The organism is Allotabrizicola aquatica (SeqCode) (genome assembly GCF_965194375.1).
Taxonomy (GTDB): domain Bacteria; phylum Pseudomonadota; class Alphaproteobacteria; order Rhodobacterales; family Rhodobacteraceae; genus Tabrizicola_A; species Tabrizicola_A aquatica.
In genome coordinates this window covers 39,703-60,826 of the sequence record NZ_CBDAEL010000007.1, presented here as the reverse complement: position 1 = coordinate 60,826, position 21,124 = coordinate 39,703, and the positions used below count along the sequence as shown (strand labels likewise).

The 21,124-nt window shown below is 63.2% G+C and carries 17 protein-coding genes and 1 riboswitch; of the genes, 12 read left to right on the top strand and 5 right to left on the bottom strand.

Features of this window, described 5'->3' with window-relative positions; translation table 11 throughout:
• Positions 1-146 precede the first annotated feature (146 nt).
• The 5 genes from AC72UB_RS10255 to AC72UB_RS10235 all read left to right on the top strand — a co-directional run bounded on the left by AC72UB_RS10255 (position 147) and on the right by AC72UB_RS10235 (position 7,636).
• Positions 147-4,082: a non-ribosomal peptide synthetase gene (locus tag AC72UB_RS10255; protein ID WP_505189690.1), complete on the top strand. Its 3,936-nt coding sequence runs from the start codon at positions 147-149 to the stop codon at positions 4,080-4,082.
• Between the two features lie 51 nt (positions 4,083-4,133).
• Entirely contained in the window at positions 4,134-4,742 is a 609-nt protein-coding gene (locus AC72UB_RS10250) for a glutathione S-transferase (RefSeq protein ID WP_505189766.1), read from the top strand.
• 195 nt (positions 4,743-4,937) lie between these two features.
• A complete protein-coding gene (gene petA, locus AC72UB_RS10245; protein WP_505189689.1) occupies positions 4,938-5,498 on the top strand; it encodes a ubiquinol-cytochrome c reductase iron-sulfur subunit in 561 nt (186 codons plus the stop codon).
• A 12-nt stretch (positions 5,499-5,510) separates the two neighbouring features.
• Complete coding sequence (gene petB / locus AC72UB_RS10240) at positions 5,511-6,824, top strand: cytochrome b (protein WP_505189688.1); 1,314 nt, start codon at positions 5,511-5,513, stop codon at positions 6,822-6,824.
• A gap of 23 nt (positions 6,825-6,847) precedes the next feature.
• Positions 6,848-7,636 (top strand): cytochrome c1, encoded by a 789-nt coding sequence (locus AC72UB_RS10235; RefSeq protein ID WP_505189687.1) that lies wholly within the window; start codon positions 6,848-6,850, stop codon positions 7,634-7,636.
• Between the two features lie 56 nt (positions 7,637-7,692).
• On the opposite strand, the gene AC72UB_RS10230 is transcribed toward AC72UB_RS10235, so the two are convergent.
• From AC72UB_RS10230 to AC72UB_RS10215, 4 genes are all read right to left on the bottom strand, one after another.
• Positions 7,693-8,385: a thiamine ABC transporter ATP-binding protein gene (locus AC72UB_RS10230; protein WP_505189686.1), complete on the bottom strand. Its 693-nt coding sequence runs from the start codon at positions 8,383-8,385 to the stop codon at positions 7,693-7,695.
• Complete coding sequence (locus AC72UB_RS10225; RefSeq protein WP_505189685.1) at positions 8,372-9,922, bottom strand: ABC transporter permease family protein; 1,551 nt, start codon at positions 9,920-9,922, stop codon at positions 8,372-8,374. Before AC72UB_RS10225 ends, AC72UB_RS10230 begins: the two co-directional genes overlap by 14 nt.
• Positions 9,898-10,881, bottom strand: a complete 984-nt coding sequence (thiB, locus tag AC72UB_RS10220) for a thiamine ABC transporter substrate binding subunit (protein WP_505189684.1) — start codon at positions 10,879-10,881, stop codon at positions 9,898-9,900. The genes AC72UB_RS10225 and thiB overlap by 25 nt, the downstream gene beginning before the upstream one ends.
• A 36-nt stretch (positions 10,882-10,917) precedes the next feature.
• Positions 10,918-11,018: riboswitch (TPP riboswitch) on the bottom strand.
• Between the two features lie 52 nt (positions 11,019-11,070).
• The gene (locus tag AC72UB_RS10215) at positions 11,071-11,388 is read right to left on the bottom strand and encodes an Hpt domain-containing protein (RefSeq protein WP_505189683.1); all 318 of its coding nucleotides are present in this window, start codon (positions 11,386-11,388) and stop codon (positions 11,071-11,073) included.
• 177 nt (positions 11,389-11,565) lie between these two features.
• Between AC72UB_RS10215 and AC72UB_RS10210 the strand changes: the two genes are divergently transcribed.
• Positions 11,566-12,837 carry a PP2C family protein-serine/threonine phosphatase gene (locus AC72UB_RS10210; RefSeq protein ID WP_505189682.1) on the top strand — a complete coding sequence of 424 codons (1,272 nt, stop codon included), beginning with the start codon at positions 11,566-11,568 and terminating at the stop codon, positions 12,835-12,837.
• Positions 12,838-12,854: 17 nt separating this feature from the next.
• On the opposite strand, the gene AC72UB_RS10205 is transcribed toward AC72UB_RS10210, so the two are convergent.
• A complete protein-coding gene (locus AC72UB_RS10205; RefSeq protein ID WP_505189681.1) occupies positions 12,855-13,301 on the bottom strand; it encodes an NUDIX hydrolase in 447 nt (148 codons plus the stop codon).
• 77 nt (positions 13,302-13,378) lie between these two features.
• Between AC72UB_RS10205 and hslO the strand changes: the two genes are divergently transcribed.
• From hslO to AC72UB_RS10175, 6 genes are all read left to right on the top strand, one after another.
• Positions 13,379-14,368: an Hsp33 family molecular chaperone HslO gene (gene hslO, locus AC72UB_RS10200; protein ID WP_463288714.1), complete on the top strand. Its 990-nt coding sequence runs from the start codon at positions 13,379-13,381 to the stop codon at positions 14,366-14,368.
• A complete protein-coding gene (locus tag AC72UB_RS10195) occupies positions 14,361-14,942 on the top strand; it encodes a CoA pyrophosphatase (protein ID WP_505189680.1) in 582 nt (193 codons plus the stop codon). The genes hslO and AC72UB_RS10195 overlap by 8 nt, the downstream gene beginning before the upstream one ends.
• Positions 14,939-16,081: a CCA tRNA nucleotidyltransferase gene (locus AC72UB_RS10190; protein WP_505189679.1), complete on the top strand. Its 1,143-nt coding sequence runs from the start codon at positions 14,939-14,941 to the stop codon at positions 16,079-16,081. The genes AC72UB_RS10195 and AC72UB_RS10190 overlap by 4 nt, the downstream gene beginning before the upstream one ends.
• A gap of 123 nt (positions 16,082-16,204) precedes the next feature.
• Positions 16,205-18,046, top strand: coding sequence for an ABC transporter ATP-binding protein (locus tag AC72UB_RS10185; protein WP_505189678.1), 1,842 nt, complete (start codon positions 16,205-16,207; stop codon positions 18,044-18,046).
• Positions 18,043-19,884, top strand: a complete 1,842-nt coding sequence (locus AC72UB_RS10180; protein WP_505189677.1) for an ABC transporter ATP-binding protein — start codon at positions 18,043-18,045, stop codon at positions 19,882-19,884. Before AC72UB_RS10185 ends, AC72UB_RS10180 begins: the two co-directional genes overlap by 4 nt.
• Positions 19,881-21,116 (top strand): class I SAM-dependent RNA methyltransferase, encoded by a 1,236-nt coding sequence (locus AC72UB_RS10175; protein WP_505189676.1) that lies wholly within the window; start codon positions 19,881-19,883, stop codon positions 21,114-21,116. The genes AC72UB_RS10180 and AC72UB_RS10175 overlap by 4 nt, the downstream gene beginning before the upstream one ends.
• Positions 21,117-21,124: the final 8 nt, after the last annotated feature.

The window sequence follows — 21,124 nt, the reverse complement described above, 5'->3', positions numbered from 1 at the left end:
CCGCAAAGTTTTGTCGCAGCCGAATGCCTTGGGTCTGCGGCATTTGTCTTGAAATCGCCCGCCACGCGCCACAGGATTGACCGCCTTCAATGCCAGTGTCGCGGCAATTGGGGCCAAGCTCGGCTTAAGGGCGTTGGGGCGGGAACGTGGGTAGGGGTCATCGGTCAGTGTCTGGTGTGACGCGACAAACGGTTCGTGGGGTCGGCCCTGCGACGGCGATGCAGCAGGGCTTGCTTTTGGAAAGCACGCTGGCTGGGCGACCTTGGGCCAATCTTGAGCAGATTGTGGTGGACGGGACCTTGCCACAGTTTGCGGCAGGGCCGATGCGCGCGGCGTGGCTGGCCTTGGCCGCGCGGCACGATGCGTTGCGAATGCGCTTGGTGCCGGATGCGCAGGGCGGTGTGGCGCAGCAGGTTCTGCCCGAGCCCGATCTTGTCCTAGCGGAGCAGGATCTGTCCGATCTGTCGCCTGAGGGTCAGACGGCTGCATTGCAGGCCTTTTTGGCACAGGACCGGCTTACGGGCGTGGATGTGCAGGCACGGCCCGGGTGGCGGATCAACCTCTTGCGGCTTAGCCCTTCACGGGCTGTCATGGTCTGGACCATTCATCATGCGCTGATCGATGGGGCGTCGATGGCGATTATGCTCGAAGAGTTGGGGATCCTTTTGGGCGGGCAGATGTTGCCGCCCTATCAGGGACAAAGTTTTGCTAAGTTTTCGGCCGAGGTGCGCCAGACCGACAAGACAGCGGCCGAGGCGTTTTTTGCCCGGATGTTTGCCGATGGGGCGGCCGCGGCACCCTTGGCCCGGTTGGGCGGTGATCTCTCGGGTCGTATGGCGATACAGGCGGCATCTCTGTCTTTGGCCCAATCGGTGACCCTTCGGGACCGGGTTAGGGCTATGGGGGCAACACCCCTGAACGCGGTTCAATCGGCTTGGGCCATAGTTCTGGCGCGCTGGACGGGGCAAGAGGAGGTGTGCTTTGGCTTGGTGGACTCCGGTCGCAGGCTGATGCCGGGGCTTGACCGGACTGTGGGGTGTTTGATTTCCACCTTGCCGCTGCGGTTGCGGTTGCAGGGGCAGGACAGCCTTGGGGACGTTCTGGCGCGATTGCGCGCGCTGACACTGGAGATGCGCCCCCATGCCCATGCTAGCCTGACCGAGGTTCGGCGCTGGGCGGGGCTTTCGGGCGAGGCACTGCTGTTCGACACAATCGTGATGCACGCTCACAGCTCGCTTGAGGCGCGGATGCGGGGCCTTGGGGGTGAGTGGGCGGATTGGTCGGTGCGGCTGGTCGAGGAGGGCACGGCGGCGGCCACCTTGGCGGTGGCCGATGATGCCGAAATGCAGATGGTGATCGAACATGATCCCGCGCGTATCGCGCCGGATATGGCGGCGGCGCTTTTGGCGCAGGTTGTGCGGCTGTTGAACGAGATGGCCAAGGCCGATGCGGCAACGCCCTTGGGCAAAGTTGACATGCTGTCCACATCCGAAACCGCAGTGCTTTTGAAGTTGGGGCAGCCAGACACAGCGCTGTGCGATGCACCCCCCTGTGTTGCCAGCCGGTTTGAGGCGGTGGCAGCGGCGCACCCTGAGGCCCCGGCGGTGATCGAGCCTGCCGTCGGGCGGGTGTTCAGCTATCGGGCGCTGGACCTGGCCGCCAATGCCCTTGCCGCCCGGTTGCAGGCGGCTGGGGTCGTGCCGGGTGATGTTGTGGGGGTCAAAATGCCGCGGGGGGCGGGTCATGTGACGGCGCTTTTGGCGGTGCTGAAGCTGGGTGCAGCCTTTTTGCCGCTGGACCCTGATCTGCCGGACAGTTGGCTGGCGGATCTGGCGGCCCAAGCCGGCGCCCGCGTGCTGGTCAGCGACCGCGCGGAGGCGCTTGGCGCGTCGGTGGTTCTGGCCCCTGATCTCGCGGATCAGCAGCAGGTGCCGCCGGATCGCCCGATCCCTGACGCGGATCGGTTGGCGTATGTGGTGTTCACCTCAGGATCGACCGGCGCACCCAAGGGGGTGCGGGGGCTGTGTGGAGCGCTTTCGGCGCATGGGTCCGCGACGATCGCGGCCTTCGGGCTACAGCCGTCGGACCGGGTTTTGCATTTTGCCGGGTTAGGTTTTGACGTGGCGTTGGAAGAGATTTTCCCAACGCTTCTGGCCGGGGCCACTGTGGTGGTGCGCGATGAGGCTGCGGCGGAATCGGTTCGCGCCTTTGTCGCCTTCTTGGCGCGAGAGGCGGTCACGGTGGCCAATCTCCCCGCGAGTTTCTGGCATGTGCTTGTGGAGGAGATGGCCCTGACTGGCGCGCGGTTTGCGCCTGCACTGCGGCTCGTCATTGCGGGGAGTGAACGGATTAATCCCCAAGCGCTCCGCCGCTGGCGCGAGGTTGCGCCGGATGTGGCTTGCATGAACGGCTATGGCCCAACCGAGACCACGATCACCGCGACGGCCTTTGCGGTCATGCCCAGTCAGCCCTTGCCGGATGATCTAGGCGAGGTGCCGATCGGTCGCCCATTGGCTCACGCCCGCACGGTACTGCGCGCCTGTGACGGCAGTCTGACTCCGATGGGCGGCACGGGGATGCTGTGGATTGGTGGACCTGCGGTGACCGGCGGGTATCTCGGCGATTTGGCCGAGGCAGAGGCATTTCAGCCAGACCCTTGGGTGCGGGGGGGGAGGATCTACCGCACTGGTGATCAGGCGCGGTGGCGGGCGGATGGGCAATTGGAGTTCTTGGGTCGCCGCGACCGCCAGATCAAACTGCGCGGCCAGCGTATCGATCTGCATCAGGTAGAGCGGCAGGTGGCCGCTCTACCTGGCGTGCGCGCGGCGCATGTCGCGGTGCTGCACGAACCCGCCCCGCGGCTGGTGGCTTGGGTGGTGGCAGAGCCGGGTTTGTCGGCTGACGACATCACCGCTGCGGCTGGGCGCAAACTGCCGCGCGCAATGGTGCCGCTGGTGATTGGCGTTGAGAGCCTTCCGGTTGGGGCCAATGGCAAGATCGACCGCCGCGCCTTGCCGATGCCGCGCCCCGAGGCCGCGCGTGGCGCGATGGCAGCCAGCCGGGTTGTCGACCCATTAACGCGTGTGATCGCGGCCTGCATGGCCGAGGTGTTGGAGCGCGCCCATGTGCCACCCGACGCCCTGTTCAGCGATCTGGGGGGCGATTCGCTCTTGGCGCTGCGGTTGGTCAGCCTGATCGAACAGCGCACCGGATATGCCTTGTTGACCGCAAATCTGCATCATCATGGCAGCGCTGCGGCCTTGGCCGAGATGCTGCAAAGCGGGGTGACCGCGCCGCGATATACCATCGCGATCCAGCCTGAGGGATCGAAGCCCCCTTTTTTTGCCATTCATGTTCTGGGACGAAACGAAGATCTATTCCGCCCTCTCGCAGCGGCGCTGGGCCCCGATCAGCCGGTGTTTGGCCTCTCGGTCGGCATGCCGCGCAATCTGGACGACATCAATGTTGAACGCACGGCGCGCATCTATTTTGAAGAGATCCAGACCTATTTCCCGACAGGTCCCGTCGGGCTGGGGGCCGTGTCTATGGCTGCGTATTTCGCCTATGAGCTGGCGCAGTTGCTGCACGCCGCTGGGCGTGAGGTGCGGGTTTTGGCGGTATTGGACGCGATGGGCCCCGATGGTCGGCCCGCTCTGGCCGGTCGCCACAAACTGCACGCCCATCTCCAACAGGTGCGCCTGCACGGCGTCGGCCATTTTGGCCGTGTTCTGAAAAACCGGCTGGATCGTTACCGCGAGCGGCGCGAGGCTCTGCGCGCGGCACCGGATCAGGTGAACGCGCACAACCTGATTGCCGCCAATGTCTGCGCGGTCGAGTTTTATAAGCCCAAACCCTATGATGGGCCGCTCACGGTGTTTCGCGCCGATCACAGTTTCTGGGACAGCCCAGAGGCGCTGGCGACGGGGCTGGGATGGGCCTCGGTCGCACGGGGAGGGATGACGTTGCATGACCTGCCCGGCACCCATCTGTCAATCTTGCGCCCCGGCAATGTCGAGGTTTTGGCCGATCATCTGCGTCGCCTGATTGAGGGCGGTGGCCAAGGCGCGCGCGACCCGGCTTGACGGGGCCGCCCCGCCGGGATTGTCTGCGGGCAGATCATGCGCGAGGCCACCATGCAGCTTTTCACCTCTCCGACCACGCCCTTTGGCCGCAAGGTCATGGTTCTGATCCACGAATCGGGTCTGGCTGACCAAGTGCAGGTGCAGACGGTGGCGGGCAGCCCGCTGGACCCGGGCTCGATGCCCTTGGACCAGAACCCCTTGGGCAAGATCCCTGCACTGATCCCGGATGATGGTGGCCCTGCCCTCTATGACAGCCGGGTGATCTGCCGCTATCTGGACCATGTGTCGGGCGCGGGGCTGTACCCGGCCGGATCTGACCTTTGGCCGGTGTTGACGCTAGAGGCGACGGCGGATGGCATGCTCGAGGCTGCGCTATTGATGGTCTATGAGACGCGTCTGCGCCCCGAGGCGCTGCGCTTTGCCCCTTGGGTTGAAGGCCAATGGGCCAAGGTCTCCCGGGCGCTCGATGCGATTGAGGCCCGGGGCATGGTGCTCTTGGAGGGGCGTCTGACCATGGCCCATGTCGCAGTGGCCGTGGCGCTCAGCTATCTGGATTTCCGCCATGCCGAGCGGCATTGGCGGCAGGATCGGCCACGGCTGGCAGCTTGGGAACAAGGGTTTTCGGCGCGTGCCTCCATGGTTTCAACGCGCCCAGCCTAAGCGGCCTTTGGGCGCGCTGGACGATTTTGCAAGCCCTGCCGGGCAACAAAAGCGAAAAACAGCCCCCCCTGCGCTCCTTTGACCGCTGGACGGCGGAAAAATCCTTGTCTACAACCCGCCCGGCGAGGCTGCGGGAAACTGCGGCCGCATCGGTATATGGGTCGCGCCCGGCGGCCTTGGAAGGGAGAAGATCTCGTGTCCCACGCAGAGAATGACGCAGGCACCCGCAGGGATTTCCTGTATTACGCAACTGCCGGTGCCGGCGCTGTTGCCACTGGCGCAGCGGTTTGGCCGCTGGTCAATCAGATGAACCCCTCGGCTGATACCCGCGCCTTGGCGTCGATTTTCGTCGATGTCTCAGGTGTCGAGGTTGGCACGCAACTGACCGTGAAATGGCGCGGCAAGCCGGTGTTCATCCGCCGCCGCAGCCCCGAAGAAATTGAGGCTGCCCGCGCCGTGGCGCTGACAGATCTCATGGACGCAAAGTCCGCAAACTCCAACAAGCCTGACGCCGATGCCAGTGACGCCAACCGCACGCTGGATGAGGCGGGTGAGTGGCTGGTGATGATTGGCGTGTGCACCCATCTGGGCTGCGTGCCGATTGGCGACGGTGCCGGTGAATTTGGCGGCTGGTTCTGCCCTTGCCACGGATCGCACTACGACACCGCTGGTCGCATCCGCAAAGGGCCTGCGCCGCGCAACCTGGACGTTCCGGTTGCCGCGTTCGAAGACGAATCAACAATCAAGCTGGGCTAAGGAGCACACCAAATGGCCGGAATTCCGCACGACCATTATGAACCCAAGCCGGGCTTTCAGACCTGGCTGCACACGCGCCTGCCGATTGTCGGCTTGGCCTATGACACGTTGACATTCCCAACCCCCAAGAACCTGAATTGGATGTGGATTTGGGGCATCGTTCTAACGTTTTGCCTTGCGCTGCAAATCATCACCGGCATCGTGCTGGTCATGCATTACACCCCGCATGTCGACATGGCTTTCGCCTCGATCGAGCACATCATGCGCAACGTGAACGGCGGTCACATGATCCGCTATTTGCACATGAACGGCGCGTCGCTGTTCTTCTTTGCCGTCTACCTCCACATCTTCCGCGGCCTCTACTATGGCAGCTACAAAGCCCCGCGTGAGGTGACGTGGATCATCGGTATTGTGATCTACATTCTGATGATGGCGACCGCGTTTATGGGTTACGTTCTGCCTTGGGGCCAGATGTCGTTCTGGGGTGCAACGGTGATCACCGGTTTGTTCGGTGCGATCCCCGGCATTGGCCCGGTCATTCAGGAATGGCTGTTGGGCGGACCGGCCGTGGACAATGCCACGCTGAACCGCTTCTTCTCGCTGCATTACCTCTTGCCCTTCGTGATTGCTGCCTTGGTGGCTGTTCACATCTGGGCTTTCCACACCACCGGCAACAACAACCCCACGGGTGTTGACGTGCGTCGTGGGTCCAAGGAGGAAGCCGCGAAAGATACCGTACCGTTCTGGCCCTATTACGTGGTCAAGGATCTGGTCGCACTGGCCCTCATCCTTGCGATCTTCTTTGCCGTTGTCGGTTTTATGCCCAACTATCTGGGTCACCCCGACAACTACATCGAAGCAAACGCGTTGGCGACGCCTGCTCATATTGTGCCGGAATGGTACTTCCTGCCGTTCTACGCAATTCTGCGCGCCTTTACCGCCGACGTTTGGGTGGTGATCGCGGTGGAATGGCTGACCTTCGGCATCGTTGACGCCAAGTTCTTTGGCGTGCTGGCGATGTTCGGTGCAATTGCCGTCATGGCGATCGTGCCGTGGCTGGACACCTCGTCGGTGCGCTCGGGCCGCTATCGTCCCAAGTTCAAGGCTTGGTTCTGGCTCTTGGTCATCGACTTTGTTGTGCTGATGTGGGTTGGCGCCATGCCGGCCGAAGAGCCTTATGCCACGATCTCGCTGATCGCCTCGGCCTACTGGTTCGCCTATTTCCTCGTGATCCTGCCGCTTCTGGGTGTGCTTGAAAAGCCGCTGCCGATCCCGGCGACGATCGAGGAAGATTTCAACGCCCACTATCCCGGCGCGGCCGAGTGAGTGACGGAAAGGAACTGACCAAGATGTTTCGCAAAATCGCAATCAGCGCCGTCTCTGCACTGGTCTTGTCCTCGGGAGCGGCCATGGCCGCGGGTGGGGCGACCTATACCGAGGATGTCGACTTTAGCTTTGAAGGCCCCTTCGGCACCTATGACCAACTGCAGCTGCAGCGCGGTCTGCAGGTGTTCACCGAGGTTTGCTCGGGCTGCCATGGCTTGAAATATGTCCCCATCCGCACGCTTGCGGATGAGGGCGGGCCGCATCTGCCGGCCGATCAGGTTCGGGCCTATGCCAAGAACTACAGCGTGATCGACAAAGAGACCGGTGAAGAGCGGGAAGCCAAGGACAGCGACAACTTCCCGGCCAACACCGGGGCGGGCGCACCTGACCTTTCCTTGATGGCCAAGGCGCGGGCCGGGTTCAGCGGGCCTTATGGCACTGGTATGAACCAGCTGTTCCGCGGCATGGGCGGGGCCGAGCACATCTATTCGATCCTGACCGGCTATACCGGTGAGGAGAAGGAAGAAGCCGGCACCACCTTCTACGAAAACCACGCCTTTGCAGGCGGCTGGATTTCGATGGGGCCGCCCTTGTCGGATGATCAGGTGACCTACGCCGATGGCACGCCTGCGACCCTGTCGCAGATGTCCGAGGACGTTGCCTCCTTCCTGATGTGGGCTGCCGAGCCGCATATGATGGCGCGCAAGCAGACCGGCTTTGTGGCGGTGATCTTCTTGGTCCTGCTCACCTCGCTGCTTTATCTGACGAACAAGCGGCTTTGGGCTGGCGTCAAAGGGAAGAAGCACGCTTAAGGCGTCGGCGATCTGTAAATGCTGAAACCCCCGCCCCTTGTGGCGGGGGTTTTGCTTTAGGCGCCAAGGTAATCGCGAAGTGCTGGGGGCGGGTTGGCGAAGAGCGCTGCAGTCGGCACCGGGGCGGCGGCGACACCATCGGCCACCAGCACGGTCAGATCGGCAAACCGGCGGGCATCGGCGGGGTCGTGGGTAACCATCAGCACGGTGGCACCCGTTTCATTGGCGGTCTCGGTAACCAAATCCAGCATTTCCGCCTTAAGCGCGGGGCCAAGGGCGGCAAAGGGTTCGTCCAGCAACAGGATCGGCCGGGCGCGGAGCAGAGCACGGGCCAGTGCCGCGCGGCCCAGTTGCCCCCCTGAAAGTTGCGCGGGTTTGCGGCTGCCCATGTCGCCAAGGCCGACGCGCGCGAGGGTGGTCTCAATGTGGGCATGATCGGCGGCAGCCAGTTGCAGGCGTGGTGAGAGCCCAAGGCCAAGGTTCTGCGCCAATGTCAGGTGGGGAAACAGATTCTGGTCCTGAAACAAGATCGACAGCGGACGGTCGCCGGGAGCCAGTGCTGCCATATCCTGCCCATCCCACGTAACGCGCCCGCCATGCGGAACAAACCCCGCCAGCGCCATAAGAAGTGTGGATTTGCCCGCCCCCGAGGGCCCGATGACGGCCACCTTGGCACCCTTGGCCACTTCCCAATGGGCGATCAGGTGAAAACCCTCTTGCCGGATATCAAGCTGTTCAAGCCGCAGCACGTGAGGTTCCCCATCTGTCAAAGGCCCAGAACAGGGCAAAGCTGGCGCTAACCAAGACAAGCGCCGCCCCGGCAGCGGCCTCCATCCGGTAGGCACCCATCAGGCGTTGGATCAAAAGCGGCAGCGTCTCGCTGCGTTCAGAGGCAAACAGCGCAATGACGCCCAGATCGCCCATCGACAAGGCCGCGGCCAGCCCGGCGCCAAAGCCCAAGGGCCGGGCAAGCCGTGGCAGGGTGATGAGGCGCAGGCGGGTTAGGCCATGGAGGCCAAGACTTTCGGACAGCCGTCCATAATCGGCCAAAAGTGCGCGGGTTTCGGGCAGCAAAAGGCGAAAGAGATAAGGCAAGGCCATGGCAGCATTGACGGCCAAAGTCACGGGAAGGGCAAGGGTTTCGGGCTGGATGCCGGGATGCACGGCCAAGAACAGCCCCGTCCCGATCACCAGACCCGAGGCCGAGAGCGGCAGCATCGCGGTCAGTTCAAGCCAGCCTTGCCCGCGTGCGACGGCAAGGGCCAAGGTCAGGGCGATGGCACTGGCCAACAAGGCCGAACCAATGGCCACAGCCAAAGACCGGGCGAGTGCAGGCCAGACACCCGCTGGCATCTCGGCTAGTCCGGGCAGCCCGCGCAGCGTGACGCCGAGGAGGGGGCCGAGAAGAAAGGCTGCGGCCAAGACAATGACCGCCCCATCCACCAAACGTCGCCACCCTTGTGGGTTGGGGATGTAAAGCGGTCGGCCCAGTCCGGGGCCGAACACCGCCCCGGTGGTCAGCCGCAGCGTGGTCAGCGTGACCGCTGCACAAAGTGCAAATTGCAGCGCGGCCAAAAGGGCGGCGCGGCCAAGATCAAACTCAAACCGCAGGGCCTGATAGATCGAAAGCTCGATGGTTGACGCGCTGGGCCCGCCGCCAAGGGTCAGAGCGACGGCAAAGCTGGTCAGGCACAGAAGAAAGATCGTGGCCAACGCACCGGGCAAGACGCTGCGCAGCATCGGCGCTTCAAGGTGACGAAACTGCGCTGCAGGGGGCATGCCCAACGCCATGGCCAGTCGAAAGCGTTCGGCCGGGATGGCCTGCCAGCCTTGCAAGATCATGCGTGTGGCGAGTGGCAGGTTGAGAAACACATGGGCCAGCACCACGCCATGCAGGCCAAAGATCGACAGGGGTGGCAGCCCAAGGCCGGTGAGGGCGGTGTTCACCGGCCCAGCACGGCCAAAGACCGCCAAAAGGCCTAGAACCGCGACCACCACCGGCAACAGGAAAGGTGCTGCCAAGAGGCGAACAAGCAGCGCACGCCCGGCAAAGCGGCGGCGTGCCAGCGCGCGGGCGAGGGGAATGGCCAAAAGACACGAGACCAGCGCCGAAAGCGCGGCCTGCAAAACAGTAAAGCGCAGCGCCGCGCCGTCGGCAGGGCCAAGCGACCAATCGGTCGCATGGCCCGCCGTCAGCGCGGCGCTGCCAAGGGTCAGCGCGGCAACGGCCAACCCCAGAAGGGCGGCCGTTGCGCGGGCTGTTATTGGGCCAGCGCGGCTTGCCATTCCGCGACGGCCGCATCGCGTAGCGCGCCAGCCTCCTCTTGTGACAACAAAAGCGACTTGGCCGGCTGTATCAGGGTTTCAAACCCTTGCGGCAGCCCTGCTGCCAAGGGGTTGGCCGGATACATCCAGTTGGTCGTCGGGATAACACCTTGCGCCGCTTGGCCAGTCAGATAGGCAAGGAAGGCATCGGCCAGCGCGGGTTGGTCGCTGGCCCCAAGTTTGCCCGCCACCTCAATCTGCAGGTAATGGCCTTCGTCGAAGGCGGCGGCGGTCTTCGTGTCATCGCTTTCGGCGATCAGGTGATAGGCGGGCGAGGTGGTGTAGGACAGCACCATATCCGCCTCACCCTCAAGGAAAAGGCCATAAGCTTCGGACCAGCCCGGGGTGACGGTGACGATGTTGTCCTTCAGCCCGGCCCAGATTTCGGCTGCACGGTCGCCGTAAGCGGCCTTGACCCACATCACCAGCCCCAGACCGGGGGTCGAGGAGCGCGGGTCCTGAATGACGATCTTCAGGTCGGACGCGGCCAGCTCTTCAAAGGATTTCGGCGGGCTGGCGAGGGATTTGTTGTGCACAAAGGCGAACCAGCCCCAGTCAAAGGGCAGGAAATTCGCGTCCTCATATGGGGTTGGCAGCCCGGTGACTGCGGGCTGGCCGTGGGCGGTAAACAGCCCGGTGGCGGCAGCCTGTGCGGTGAGGTTGGTGTCAAGGCCCACCACCACATCGGCGGCGCTGGCTGCACCTTCAAGCTGCAGGCGCGCCAAAAGTGACGCGCCATCGCCGGCCGTCACAAAGCGCAGATCGCAGGCACAGCTTTCCTCAAAGCCCTTTTCAATGGCCGGGCCGGGGCCCCATTCTGAGGCAAAGCTGTCATAGGTATAGACGTCAAGCACTGGGGTTTCCGCGGCTGCCAAGCTGGCAAGGCACGCAAAAGCCGCAGAAAGGGGGATGGTTCTCATAGCTTCCTCCAATTGCGACGGCATAGGTCGGGATGGAGGTTTTCCATACACCTTCCCTCCGCCGGTATGATCCGGTTCAGGTTCAACGGGTCCGCATCGCTGCATCTCAGCCCTTTCAGGCACCCCGAGGTATGGGAAAACATAGCGCCACGAACGCCGGGCGCAAGGGGGGTCAGGCCGCGCTGGTGGTCAGCTGTCAAGTCTGGCAGTGAAGGCCGCCTTTGATGCCGCATAAACTGCCCTGATCTGGGTCATATCCGTCGATGTGTTGCCTTGCGCGGCAAGGCGCTCACCCGTCTGGCACAGGAGGGCGAGGTCCGAGAACCCGAGGTTCAAGGCGGAGCCCTTAAGGAAATGCAGCAGGGATTCCAGCGATCTGGCATCGCCCGGCGCCAGTGGGTGCTGGGTAGCCTCGTCTGCCTCTTCCAAGAAGAGCGCGACAATTTCGGAAAAGTTTTCTGCGCCAACCTCATCCCGAAGTTCGGCCACGCGACCCCAGTCGATCATCAGACGCCCCATGCTGCGAGCCCGAGGCCAGTCTTGCGCCCCTGGCCTTAAGGAAGGGTTAGTCGCCGTCGCAAGCTGCGAAGGATTTTAGATTTCATTTTGTCTTAAGGCGTCTGGCGCAAACAGGACGGGCTGACATGGGGTGTCGGGCGATGGGGGTTGATTGTGGTGTTGAGTATGACAGAGGCCAGGTCCGCATCCGTGGGCGCCCAAACCGGGGCGGGCTTTTCAGGGCCTTTGCCGGTTTTGGTTGTGGATGACAGCACGGCACAGCGCCGGATTCTTGCCTTGCAGTTGCAGCGCTGGGGCTACCGGGTGGTTGAGGCCGCCAGCGGCGAAGAGGCACTGCACGCGTGCCAGTCCACGGACTTTGAGATGGTGGTGTCAGACTGGATGATGCCGGGGATGACTGGCCTTGAGTTTTGCCGAAGCTTCAAGGGTTTGCCGCGTGATGGCTATGGGTATTTCATTCTGCTCACCTCCAAGTCGGAAAAGGCCGAGGTGGCCGATGGGCTGGAAGTTGGGGCGGATGACTTCCTGTCAAAACCCGTCAGCCTGACCGAGTTGCGTGCCCGCCTGCGGGCGGGGGAGCGGATCTTGGGCATGCAGCGCGAGTTGGTGCAGAAAAACCGGCTGATCGGCACCACGCTCGATGAACTGCAAAAACTCTATGATTCGCTGGACCGTGATCTGATTGAGGCGCGCAAGCTGCAAGATGGCTTGGTGCGCGACCGGTTCCGCGATTACGGGGCAGGGACTGTGTCCTTGCTTTTGAAGCCCTCGGGTCATGTCGGGGGCGATCTGGTGGGCAGCTTCGTGATCGATTCGCACCGGCTGGGGCTCTTTGCGGTCGATGTGTCGGGCCATGGTGTGGCCTCGGCCATGATGACGGCGCGGCTGGCGGGGTTGTTATCTGGCGGATCACCCGATCAGAACATTGCGTTGAGACCAGGGCCACAGGGGCGGCGCGATGCCTATCCGCCGGCCTTGTTGGCCGAGCGGTTGAATCGCCTGATGATCGAAGATCTGCAAGTTGATCAGTATTTTACCTTGGCCTACGCCGAGGTGAACATGGCCACCGGTGCCTTCGCGCTGACGCAGGCCGGGCATCCGCACCCTTTGGTGCTGCGCCGCGATGGCCGGGTGGATGTGCTGGGCGATGGGGGCATGCCGATTGGGTTGGTTGAGGGGGCCAGCTATGGACAGGTGACGGGCCAGTTGCAGCCGGGTGATCGGCTGATCCTGATTTCGGACGGGATGACGGAATGCCCGGCCCCTGACGGCCAAGAGCTTGGGGGCGAAGGGTTGACGGCGCTTTTGATGGCCAATGCCACGCTGCCCAGTGCCGACCTTTTGGAGGCACTGGTTTGGGATTTGTCAAAACATGCCGGGGGGGTGGAGTTTCCCGATGATGTCTCGGCCCTGATTTTTGATTATCAGGGGGCCTGAACCCTCCCAGATCCCGGTTAAGAGCGGCTGGCGAGCGCTTGTGCCAGCAAGGCGCGGTCGCCGTCATTGCCCAGAAGATCAAGCGCTTGATGTGCGGGCATCCAATGGGCGGAATGGCCTTTTTCGGTCGGCGGACCAAGCCGCAGCGTGGGCTGGGCGAGATAGATCGTGCAAATCTTTTCGGCCCAGCGGTCATAGTCGGGCATATAGCAAAAGCGGCGGAAGGCACCGAACCTGCGCGCAGCGGTGATGCGCCAGCCGGTTTCCTCCATCACTTCGCGGTGCAAAGCGGGCAGCGGGTGTTCGCCCGGATCAATGCCGCCGCCGGGAAGCTGGAATTCGTTATCTGGTTCGGCCTGATGGGTCAGCAGGATGTCATCGCTGCGCAGCAGGATAGCATAGACCCCGGGACGGCGGCGGTAAATCTGCCCCGCCACTACCGGCTCGCCGTAGCGTCTGATCATGATGCCCCCTTGGTGCGACGGTTGCCCTGACTATATAGGCGCGGTATGCCAAGAACGGCAGACTTAGGAAACCCCATATGACCGCGCAGACCATCACCTGGGACGATACCGTCCTTCCCTTTCAGCTTGACCGCGCCGATGTGCGTGGCCGTGTCGCCCGTCTGGACGGTGTTCTGGATCAGGTGCTGAAGCAGCACAGCTATCCGCCCGTGATCGAAGCGCTGGTGGCCGAGATGGCGCTGTTGACGGCGCTGATCGGCCAATCGGTGAAACTGCGCTGGAAGCTTTCGTTGCAGGTGCGCGGAAAGGGCGCGGCCCGGCTGATTGCCACCGACTATTACGGTCCCGCGGAAGAGGGTGAACCCGCGCGCATTCGCGCCTATGCCAGCTATGATGCGGACCGTCTGGATCATGACGCTGCCCCCTTTAGCCAAATCGGCGACGGGTATTTTGCCGTGATGATCGATCAGGGCGAAGGCATGGTGCCCTATCAGGGCTTTACCCCAATCGCGGGCGGCTCGCTGGCCTCTTGTGCCGAAACCTATTTCGCGCAGTCCGAACAATTGCCCAGCCGCTTTGTACTGACCTTTGGCAAAAGTCAGGTGCCGGGCGGCCGGTCTCATTGGCGCGCGGGCGGGGTGATGCTGCAGCACATGCCGTCTATTGGCGGCAATCGCCCCGTGGCGGCTGAGGCCGGGTCGGGCGAAGGCGGGCTCTTGAGCCACGTCGATATTCTGTCGGGCGAAGACAGCGAGAATTGGACTCGGGCCAATGCGCTGTTGGAAACGGTCGAAGAGTTGGAGTTGATCGGACCTTCGGTCTCGCCGACTGAGCTGTTGGTTCGGCTCTTCCATGAAGAGGCCCCGCGGGTGTTTGACGCCCAGCCGGTGCGGTTTGGGTGCTCTTGCTCGGAAGACAAGGTGCGGCAAGCCATGTCGATCTACAGCCAAAAAGACATCAAGCACATGACGACCGAGGCGGGCGTGGTGACCGCTGATTGTCAGTTCTGCAGCGCGCATTACGAATTGGACCCAAAGACGCTTGGGTTTGAGGCGAAGAATGCCTGAGGCCGCGCGCCTGCGTGATGCTTTGTTGCGTCCCGCTGGCGCCTCGTCTGATTTTGACCTGAACCCGGCGATCCAGCTGCCGCCCGGCCGCGTGTTGCGGCCTGCGGCGGTTTTGGTGGCGGTTTGGGGGGATCGGCTTTTGCTGACCAAACGCTCATCACGGCTGAAGCATCATCCGGGGCAAATTGCCTTTCCGGGTGGCAAGCTGGATGCGACAGACCCCAGTCTTGAAGCGGCGGCCTTGCGCGAATCGCGCGAGGAGGTGGGCCTGCCCGAGGAGCTGGTCGAGATCTGGGGCCGCTTGCCCACGCATGAAACCGTGACCGGGTTTATTGTGACGCCGGTCCTTGGCCAGATTACAGCTGATTTCCGCCCCATCCCCGAGGCGGGCGAGGTGGATGAGGTCTTCACCGTGCCCTTGGCGCATGTGCTGGACCCCAAGTCTTATGTGATCGAGCGACGGCGCTGGCGCGGCGAATGGCGGCGCTATTATGCGGTGCCTTATGGGCCCTATTACATCTGGGGGGCAACGGCGCGCATCTTGCGTGGGCTGGCCGAGCGGGTGGCGCGATGATGATCACGGGGGACTGGCTGGCACAGCCCGGCACGCAGGCCCTGTGCGGGGCCTTGGAAGCGGCAGGGTATCGGGCCTTGTTCGTGGGCGGTTGTGTCCGCAATGCGCTTTTGGGCGTTTCGGTGGCTGATGTCGATATTGCCACCGATGCCCGGCCTGAAACCGTAACCCGGTTGGCTGAAGCGGCAGGTTTGCGCGTGGTGCCAACGGGGATCGAGCATGGCACGGTGACGGTCATCGCGGGCGGCGTGCCGCATGAGGTAACGACCTTTCGGCGCGACGTGGAAACCGATGGTCGGCGCGCGGTGGTGGCCTTTGCCGATGATGTCACGGAAGATGCCGCGCGGCGCGATTTCACCATGAACGCGCTTTATGCCGATCTGCGGGGCAATGTGATTGACCCCTTGGGTGGCTTGCCGGACCTTGTGGCGCGGCGGTTGCGATTTGTGGGGGATGCGCATCAGCGTATCCGCGAGGATTATCTGCGGATCTTGCGGTTCTTTCGGTTTCACGCCCATTACGGTGATCCCGGGCAAGGCATGGATGCCGAAGCGCTGGCCGCCTCAGCCGAATTGGCCGAAGGGGTGGATGGTCTGTCGCGCGAGCGGATCGGGTCAGAAATTCGTAAGCTTCTTGCCGCGCCCGCCCCCGCCCCCGCCGTGGCAGCGATGGCGCAAGCAGGGGTTCTAACCCGTGTCTTGCCGGGGTCTGATACACGTGCTTTGGCGCCTTTGGTGCATCTGGAAAGCGGCCTGCCTCCACGCTGGCAGCGTCGGTTGGCGGCTTTGGGCGGCCAAGATGTGGAGGACCGGTTGCGCCTGTCGCGGGCCGATGCGGCGGTTCTTGCTGCCTTGCGGGATGCGGTGGGACGCGGGTGGTCGCCCGCCGCGCTGGGCTGGAAACTGGGGGCCGAGGGGGGCCGCGATGCGGTGTTGCTGAGGGCGGCACTGTTGGAAAGCACCTTGCCAACGGACTGGCAAACTGACGTTGCTCGTGGTGCTGCCAGCGTGATGCCGGTGACGGCGATTGATTTGATGCCTGATCTGCAGGGGGCGGCGCTGGGCGCGCGGTTGAAAGAGATCGAGGCGCGCTGGTTGGCCAGCGATCTGCGCCTGACGCGCGCCGATTTCTTGGACTGACGCGCACTCGTCGAGCAGTTCCTGCACCCCTCGCGGTGGTTTTCCGACGCGTGCACGACGTGCTCAAGGAGGTGGCACCTGCTTGCAAGACGCGCTATCTCTGCGCAGCAGAGCAGGAAAAACATGTTCAAGTTCTTTGAGGGGTTGATTGACCCCTATGCCCCCTATCCCCAAACCGACTCGCCGCCGCGCAAGCTGTGGCCGTTTTTGGCTGACTATATCCGCCCCTTTCGCAAGGTGTTCGCGGCCACCGCCGTGCTGTCGGTTCTGGCGGCCTTCGCCGATGTGGCGTTGATTTGGTATGTCGGGCGGCTGGTGGACCAGTTGGCAACCGCCGGGCCTGCCGGGTTCTGGGCGGCGCATGGGGCCGAGCTTGTGGGCGTGGCGCTGGCCGTGTTGATCCTGCGGCCTTTGCTGCTGGTCGGCAATATTGCGCTGTTGCACAACACCATCTTGCCTAATTTTGGCACCATGATCCGGTGGCGCGCCCATGCCCATGTGATCCGCCAACCTGTGGGTTGGTTTGAATCCGATTTTGCCGGGCGCATCGCCAACCGGATCATGCAAACCCCGCCCGCCGCTGGGGATGCGGTGTTTCAGACCTTTGATGCGGTGGCCTTTGCCAGTGTCACCGTGGTCGGCGCGGGGATCATGCTGGCCGACGCTGACCCGCGGCTGTTGCTGCCTTTGGTGGTGTGGTTTGTGCTCTATATGGCTTTGGTGCGCTGGACCGTGCTGCGCGCGGGCCCGGCGTCAAAGGCCAGTTCGGATGCGCGCTCTGCGGTGACAGGGCGCGTCGTCGATGCCTACACGAACATTCACTCGGTCAAGCTCTTTGCCCGACATGACACGGAAATGGCCTATGCCAAAGAGAGCATCGAACACGCCCGTGAGACGTTCAAGCAAGAGATGCGGATCATCACCAAGATGGATCTGGCGCTGACCACCTTGAACGGCGGGTTGATCGTGGCGGTGACGGGCTGGGCGATTTTGCTTTGGGTGCAAGGGGCGGCCAGCGTAGGCACTGTGGCGGCGGCAACGGCGCTTGTCTTGCGGCTGAACAACATGACCTATTGGATCATGTGGGCCTTCACCTCGCTCGTGCAGGCTTTGGGCGTCGTGCAAGAGGGGATGGAGACGATTGCCCATCCGATCGGGCTGGTCGATGCACCGGGCGCCAAGCCCTTGGCGTTTCGTGACGGCTTGATCGAGATTGACGGGATCAGCCATCATTATGGGCGCGGTTCGGGCGGGTTGCAGAACCTGTCGCTGACGATCCGCCCGGGCGAGAAGATCGGCATTGTCGGCCGGTCCGGGGCGGGCAAGTCGACCTTGGTCAAGCTGATGCTGCGGTTTTACGACACGGAATCGGGGCGCATTGCGATTGACGGGCAAGATATTGCGCGCGTGACCCAAGACAGTCTGCGCGCCCACATCGGTATGGTGAGCCAAGACAGCAGCCTGTTGCACCGCTCGGTGCGCGACAATATTCTGTATGGCCGCCCCAAGGCGAGCGAGGATCAGATGATTGCCGCGGCCAAGCAGGCCGAAGCGCATGAGTTCATCCTGACGCTGGAAGATCCGCAGGGCCGTACCGGCTATGACGCCCATGTGGGCGAGCGGGGGGTGAAGCTTTCGGGTGGGCAGCGCCAAAGGGTGACATTGGCGCGGGTGATCCTGAAGGATGCGCCGATCCTGATCTTGGATGAGGCGACCAGTGCCTTGGACAGTGAGGCTGAGGCCGCGATCCAAGAGGCGCTTTATGGCGTGATGGAAGGCAAGACGGTGATCGCGATTGCGCACCGGCTGTCCACCATCGCCGCGATGGACCGGATTGTGGTCTTGGAAGATGGGCGGATTGCCGAAGAGGGCAGCCATGCCGGGCTTTTGGCCAAGGGCGGGCTATATGCCCGGTTCTGGGCCCGGCAGTCGGGTGGCTTTATCGGGCTGGAGGACGAGGCATGAGTTTGCTGCGCATGGGCGATTGGATTGATGCCTTTCGACCCGCCAAATCAGCGCCGCCGCAGACCTTGGGGGCCTTCTTTAACTGGGCGCTGCAAGGGTCATGGGCGCAGCTTTGGTTTTCGGCCTTTCTGTCGTCTTTGGCCGGGGTGACCGAGGTCATTTCGGCCTTGGTGCTAGGCTGGGTGATTGATGCGGCCGTGGGCGGCAATCCTGCGACCTTTTTCACCGATCATTTCGATCTTCTCATGTGGTCGATGGCATTTTACCTGATCCTGCGGCCGGTCAGTTACGCGATTTCATCCGCCTCAGTTCAGATCACGCTGGGGCCAAACCTGTTGCCACTCGTACTCAGCCGGTTGCACCGCTGGACGCTGGGCCAAGCATTGACGTTCTTCGACAATGATTTCGCCGGCCGGATTGCGCAAAAGCAGATGCAGGCGGCGCGGGCGGTAACGGATGTCACGACCGAAATGATCAACACCGTGGCCTTTGCTTTGGCCTCGGTGATCGCCTCGGTCGTGTTTTTGTTTTCGGTCGATCTGCGGATTGGCTTGGCGCTGGCGATCTGGCTTTTGGCCTATCTCTTGCTGATCAAGGTCTTCATCCCGATGGTGCGCGCCAATTCAGCGGCGCGCGCAAGCAGTCGGGCTATGGTGACGGGGCAGGTGGTGGACACCATCACCAACATCAAGACGGTCAAGCTTTTCGCCCATGCCGCCTTTGAGGACCGGGTTGCCTTGAAAGCGATGGAGGTGTTTCGCGACCGGTCTCTGGAATACGGCGTCATTGCCGCATGGTTCCGGCTGGCGCTGATGACGCTGGCGGGGATTTTGCCGGTGATCCTGATCGGGGGCACCATTTTGCTGTGGCAAGACGGGCTGGCGACGCCGGGCAGCATCGCGGCAGCCGGGGCGATTTCCATGCGGATCGCCCAGATGACCGGCTGGGTCAGCTTTACCCTGATGACGATCTACACCTCGGTCGGTGAGGTGGAGGACGGGATGCAGACCTTGGCCGTGGCGCACAGCCTTGCCGATGCGCCGGGCGCGGTGGAGCTTGCGCGTGTCAAGGGTGAGATCCGGTTTGAAGGTGTGACCTTTGCCTATGGTCGCCAGCGCGGTGGCGTTGCGGATATTGATCTGACAATCCGGGCCGGGGAAAAGCTGGGGATCGTGGGCGCTTCGGGGGCAGGGAAATCCAGCCTCGTGGCGCTGCTTCTCAGGCTTTATGACACCGAACAGGGCCGGGTTTTGGTTGATGGGCAGGATGTGCGGGCGGTGAGCCAAGAGTCCTTGCGCCGTCAGATCGGGATGGTCACGCAGGAAACCGCGATGTTCAACCGCAGTGCGCGCGACAACATCGGCTATGGCCGCCCCGATGCGACCGATCCTGAAATCATCGCCGCATCCAAGGCCGCCGAGGCGCATGAGTTCATTGATGGCATGCTCGATCATCAGGGGCGGCGCGGATATGAGGCCTATCTTGGCGAACGCGGCGTCAAGCTGTCGGGTGGGCAGCGGCAGCGGATTGCGCTGGCGCGGGCGTTCCTGAAGGACGCGCCGATCCTTGTGCTGGACGAGGCGACGAGTGCTTTGGACAGCGAGGTTGAAGCCAGCATCCAAGAGGCGCTTGGCCGGGTGATGCAGGGCAAGACCGTGCTGGCCATCGCGCACCGCTTGTCGACGATTGCCGCGATGGACCGGATTATTGTGATGGAGCAAGGCCGCATCGTCGAGCAGGGCGATCACGCTGGCCTTTTGGCCAAGGGTGGGGTCTATGCGCGCTATTGGAACCGCCAGTCGGGCGGGTTCATCGGCACGGATGAGGATGACGCGTGAAACTGACGATCGACAGGCTGGGCCACCATGGGGACGGCATTGCCATGGCCGAAGACGCTGCGGGCAAGATGGTGCCGATCTATGCGCCCGGTTGCCTGCCCGGTGAAGTGGTTGAGGGCGATCTGGTCAAGGACACGCTGACCAATCTACGGATCATCACTCCCTCGCCCAAGCGGGTGAAACCGCCCTGCGCCCACGCGCGCACCTGCGGTGGCTGTCTGATGCAGCATGTCTCCGATGACTTTGTGGCAGAGTGGAAACAGGGCATCGTCGTCGGCGCTTTGGCGGCGCAGGGGATGTTGGCCACGTTCCGGCCCATGGCCACCTCGCCCGCGCGGTCGCGCCGGCGGGCCACGCTGTCGGCGCGCAAGACCAAAGGCGGCGTGCAAATGGGCTTTCACGCCCGCGCCAGTGATACGCTGGTCGCGGTGCCAAACTGCCAGTTGTTGCATCCTGATCTGATTGCGGCCTTTCCAGCCTTGGAAATGCTGGTGAAACTGGGCGGCTCGCGCACGGTTGAGGTGCAACTGACCGTGACGCGCAGCCTTGCCGGGGCGGATGTGGCAGTAACGGGGGGCAAGCCGCTGGATGCGGCCTTGCAGATGGAGATGGCGCGGCTGTGCGAGGCGCACAAGATTGCGCGCCTGACCTGGAACGGTGAGACGGTCGCCTTACGGGCCGCCCCGGTGCAACGCTTTGGCCGCGCGCTGGTCGCCCCGCCGCCGGGGGCCTTCTTGCAGGCCACGGCCGAGGGGGAGACGGCGCTGTTGCAAGCCGTAGCTCTTGCCATTGGTTCGGCGCGTAAGGTCGTCGATCTTTTTGCGGGATCAGGCACCTTCAGCATTCCCTTGGCCGAACGCGCCGAGGTGCATGCCGTGGAAGGCGAGGCCACGATGATCGCCGCCTTGGAAAAGGGCGCGCGTATGGCCGAGGGGCTAAAGCGGCTGACGGCCGAGACGCGCGACCTGTTTCGCCGCCCCTTGGAGCCGGATGAGTTCAAGGGCGTGGAGGCCGTGGTGATCGATCCGCCGCGCGCGGGGGCCGAGGCGCAGGTGGCTGTGCTGGCCAAAACCGCAGTTCCGGTGATTGCCTATGTCTCGTGCAACCCCGCGACCTTTGCCCGCGATGCACGGGTGCTGGTTGAGGCAGGGTATCAACTGGACTGGGTGCAGGTCGTGGATCAGTTCCGCTGGTCGTCACATGTCGAGCTGGCGGCGCGGTTGAGCCGCTAGGTCCTTTG